Consider the following 2,870-nt stretch of genomic DNA (forward strand, 5'->3'; position numbering starts at 1 on the left):
GCCCGGAGGCTTGCCGATGTCGCCTAAACCCACCTGTCATCTCGTTCGCCCCGAAAGCACCTATCAGGGCAAGCAGGGGCTGAGCTATTTCGCCGGCATCGCCGCCGAGACCGTCGGCTCCTCCGGCATCTGCATGCATCTTCTCACCATGCCGCCCGGCGCCCGCGCCAAGGCGCATATGCATGAAAGCCACGAGACGGCCATTTACGTGCTTTCGGGCGAGGTCCACACCTGGTACGGCGACCGGCTCGAGCACCACATCGTCGTCAAGGCCGGCGATCTCTTCTACATTCCGGCCGGCGTGCCGCATCTGCCCGCCAATCTGAGCGGGGCGCCGTCCTCGGCGGTCATCGCCCGCACCGATCCCAACGAACAGGAAAGCGTCGTTCTGCTGCCGGAACTGGATGGGCTGGTTGCCTGAGATGGAGGAAAAACCTCTCGTCGTTATTTGCACCGGGAGACTTCGCCCATCACATTGCCCTCTTCATCGGCCACCACCAGCTTCTTCGCGTTCTTCGCACTGCGCTTGATGGTGAACTTGGTCGGCGCCTGCCCCTCTTCGCCCTCCACCTCGCATTTTGCCGTCACCACCAGCGATCCGTCGGCCTGGGGCTGCTTGTCGCTGAAGGTGCAGGCGCTTGCCGCCGTGATCAGTTCCTTGTCGGTCAAGAGCAGCATCTTGTCGGCGGCGACCTCTTGGCCGTTTTTGTTGATGCAGCCATATTTGTCGCCATAAGGTTTTGAGAGATCGATGCTGGCGGCCGATGCATGGCCAGCGGCCAGCATTGCTGTCGCCGTCAGCACGAGATGAAGAGCCCGCATGGTCAGACCCCCGTGGCCGGAATGCCGGTACGCTCCACCTTGCGTGGCGCGGAAATCTCCTTCCAGGTCGACAGCGCCCGGTTGACCGCGGCGTTCGGCTCACGCGCGACGAACTCGCCATGGCCAACCTTGGCCTTGACGTCCGCCTCCTCGATCGAAAGCTCGCCGCGTGAAAAGACGAAGCGCGGCAGGCCGGTCACCTCAAAACCTTCGAAGACATTGTAGTCGATCACCGACTGCTGCTTCTTGGCCGAGATCGTCTTCTTGCGCTTCGGGTCCCACACGATGATGTCGGCGTCGGCGCCTTCGACGATCGCGCCCTTCTTCGGATACATGTTGAGGATCTTGGCGATGTTGGTCGAGGTCACCGCGACGAACTCGTTCATTGTCAGGCGGCCGGTATTGACGCCGGCCGTCCACAGCACTGGCAGGCGGTCCTCGAGGCCGCCGGTGCCGTTCGGGATTTTTGTGAAGTCGCCGATGCCGTTGCGTTTCTGCTTGGTGGTAAAGGAGCAGTGGTCGGTCGCAACCACCTGCAGCGAGCCGGCCTGCAGGCCCGCCCACAGCGAATCCTGGTGCCACTTGCTGCGGAAGGGCGGGCTCATCACCCGGCGCGCCGCATGGTCCCAGTCCTTGTTATAATATTCGGTCTCGTCGAGTGTCAGATGCTGGATCAGCGGCTCGCCATAAACGCGCATTCCTTTCTGCCGGGCGCGGCGGATGGCCTCGTGACTCTGCTCGCAGGAGACATGCACGACATAGAGCGGCACGCCGGCCATGTCGGCAATCATGATGGCCCGATTTGTCGCCTCGCCTTCCACCTCCGGCGGACGCGAATAGGCATGCCCCTCAGGCCCGTTGTTGCCGGCGGCTAAAAGCTTTTGCGACAGTGCCGCGACCACATCGCCATTCTCGGCATGGACGAGCGGCAGCGCGCCGAGGTCGGCGCAGCGCTGGAACGACGCATACATCTCGTCGTCATCGACCATCAGCGCGCCTTTGTAGGCCATGAAGTGCTTGAACGAGGTGATGCCCCTGTCGACCACCGTCGCCATCTCGTCGAACACCTGCTTGCCCCACCAGGTGATCGCCATGTGGAAGGAATAGTCGCAGGCCGCCTTCGAGGTCTTGTTGTCCCACATCTGCAGCGCCTCAAGCAGCGACTGCTGCGGCGCCGGCAGGCAGAAATCGACCACCATTGTCGTGCCCCCGGACAGTGCCGCGCGCGTGCCGGATTCGAAATCGTCGGCCGAATAGGTGCCCATGAACGGCATTTCGAGATGGGTATGCGGATCGATGCCGCCCGGCATGACATAGCAGCCGGTGGCGTCGAACTCATGATCGCCATGCAGGTTGGAGCCGATGGCGACGATCTTGCCGTGCTGCATCAGCACGTCGGCCTTCCACGTGCGGTCGGCCGTCACGATGGTGCCGTTTCGGATGACTTTGGTCATATCTGTTCCCCTGTTCTTTCGCGCTTCTTTGCGAGCGGCGTTGCGAGGTGATTGGTCCGAAGCAATTTCAGGAAAAGTGTGAAGCGGTTTTCCGTCCGAAATTGCGTTAAAACAAAGACACTAGAGCATTCCACCGTTTCCGTGAAACGGTGGAATGCTCTAGTCGGTCATTCGACGATTCCCGCCGTTTCGACCACCGCATGGAACAGCACGTCGGCTCCAGCCGCAGCCCATTCCTTGGAGATTTCCTCGGCCTCGTTGTGGCTGAGACCGCCTACGCAGGGACACATGACCATGGTCGCTGGCGCGACCTTGGCCGCCCAGCAGGCGTCGTGTCCGGCGCCCGAGATGATGTTCATGTGGCTGTAGCCCAGCTTTTCGGCGGCGGTGCGCACGCGGCCGACCAGCGTCGGATCGAAGGTTATCGGATCGAAATGGCCGACTGCCTCGACCGAGCATTTGACCCCGAGCGCCTCACAGATTTTCGGCGCTTCCTTCTCGATGCGGGCGCGCATGCCGTCGAGCTTTGCCTGGTCCGGCGAGCGGATGTCGACGGTGAAGACGACGGTGCCCGGCAAAACGTTGCGCGAATTG

At 62.1% G+C, this 2,870-nt stretch carries 4 protein-coding genes; 1 reads left to right on the forward strand and 3 read right to left on the reverse strand.

Annotated features, from left to right (window positions below; genetic code table 11):
• Positions 1-10 precede the first annotated feature (10 nt).
• Complete coding sequence (locus tag EOA24_RS32865) at positions 11-421, forward strand: cupin domain-containing protein (RefSeq protein ID WP_176479989.1); 411 nt, start codon at positions 11-13, stop codon at positions 419-421.
• A gap of 23 nt (positions 422-444) precedes the next feature.
• On the opposite strand, the gene EOA24_RS32870 is transcribed toward EOA24_RS32865, so the two are convergent.
• The 3 genes from EOA24_RS32870 to EOA24_RS32880 form a co-directional block, all read right to left on the reverse strand.
• Positions 445-822, reverse strand: coding sequence for a hypothetical protein (locus EOA24_RS32870; protein WP_126081956.1), 378 nt, complete (start codon positions 820-822; stop codon positions 445-447).
• Between the two features lie 2 nt (positions 823-824).
• Positions 825-2,276 carry a dihydropyrimidinase gene (gene hydA / locus EOA24_RS32875; protein ID WP_126081955.1) on the reverse strand — a complete coding sequence of 484 codons (1,452 nt, stop codon included), beginning with the start codon at positions 2,274-2,276 and terminating at the stop codon, positions 825-827.
• A 167-nt stretch (positions 2,277-2,443) separates the two neighbouring features.
• Positions 2,444-2,870 (reverse strand): M20/M25/M40 family metallo-hydrolase (locus EOA24_RS32880; protein WP_127410520.1); only part of this gene is annotated, 427 nt, incomplete at its 5' end.

Source organism: Mesorhizobium sp. M2A.F.Ca.ET.039.01.1.1 (assembly GCF_003998035.1).
GTDB lineage: Bacteria > Pseudomonadota > Alphaproteobacteria > Rhizobiales > Rhizobiaceae > Mesorhizobium.

Bases quoted from the DNA above. Each gene is read 5' to 3' on its own strand.
- EOA24_RS32870 (WP_126081956.1), bottom strand. From the start codon at position 822: ATGCGGGCTCTTCATCTCGTGCTGACGGCGACAGCAATGCTGGCCGCT.
- hydA (WP_126081955.1), bottom strand. From the start codon at position 2,276: ATGACCAAAGTCATCCGAAACGGCACCATCGTGACGGCCGACCGCACG.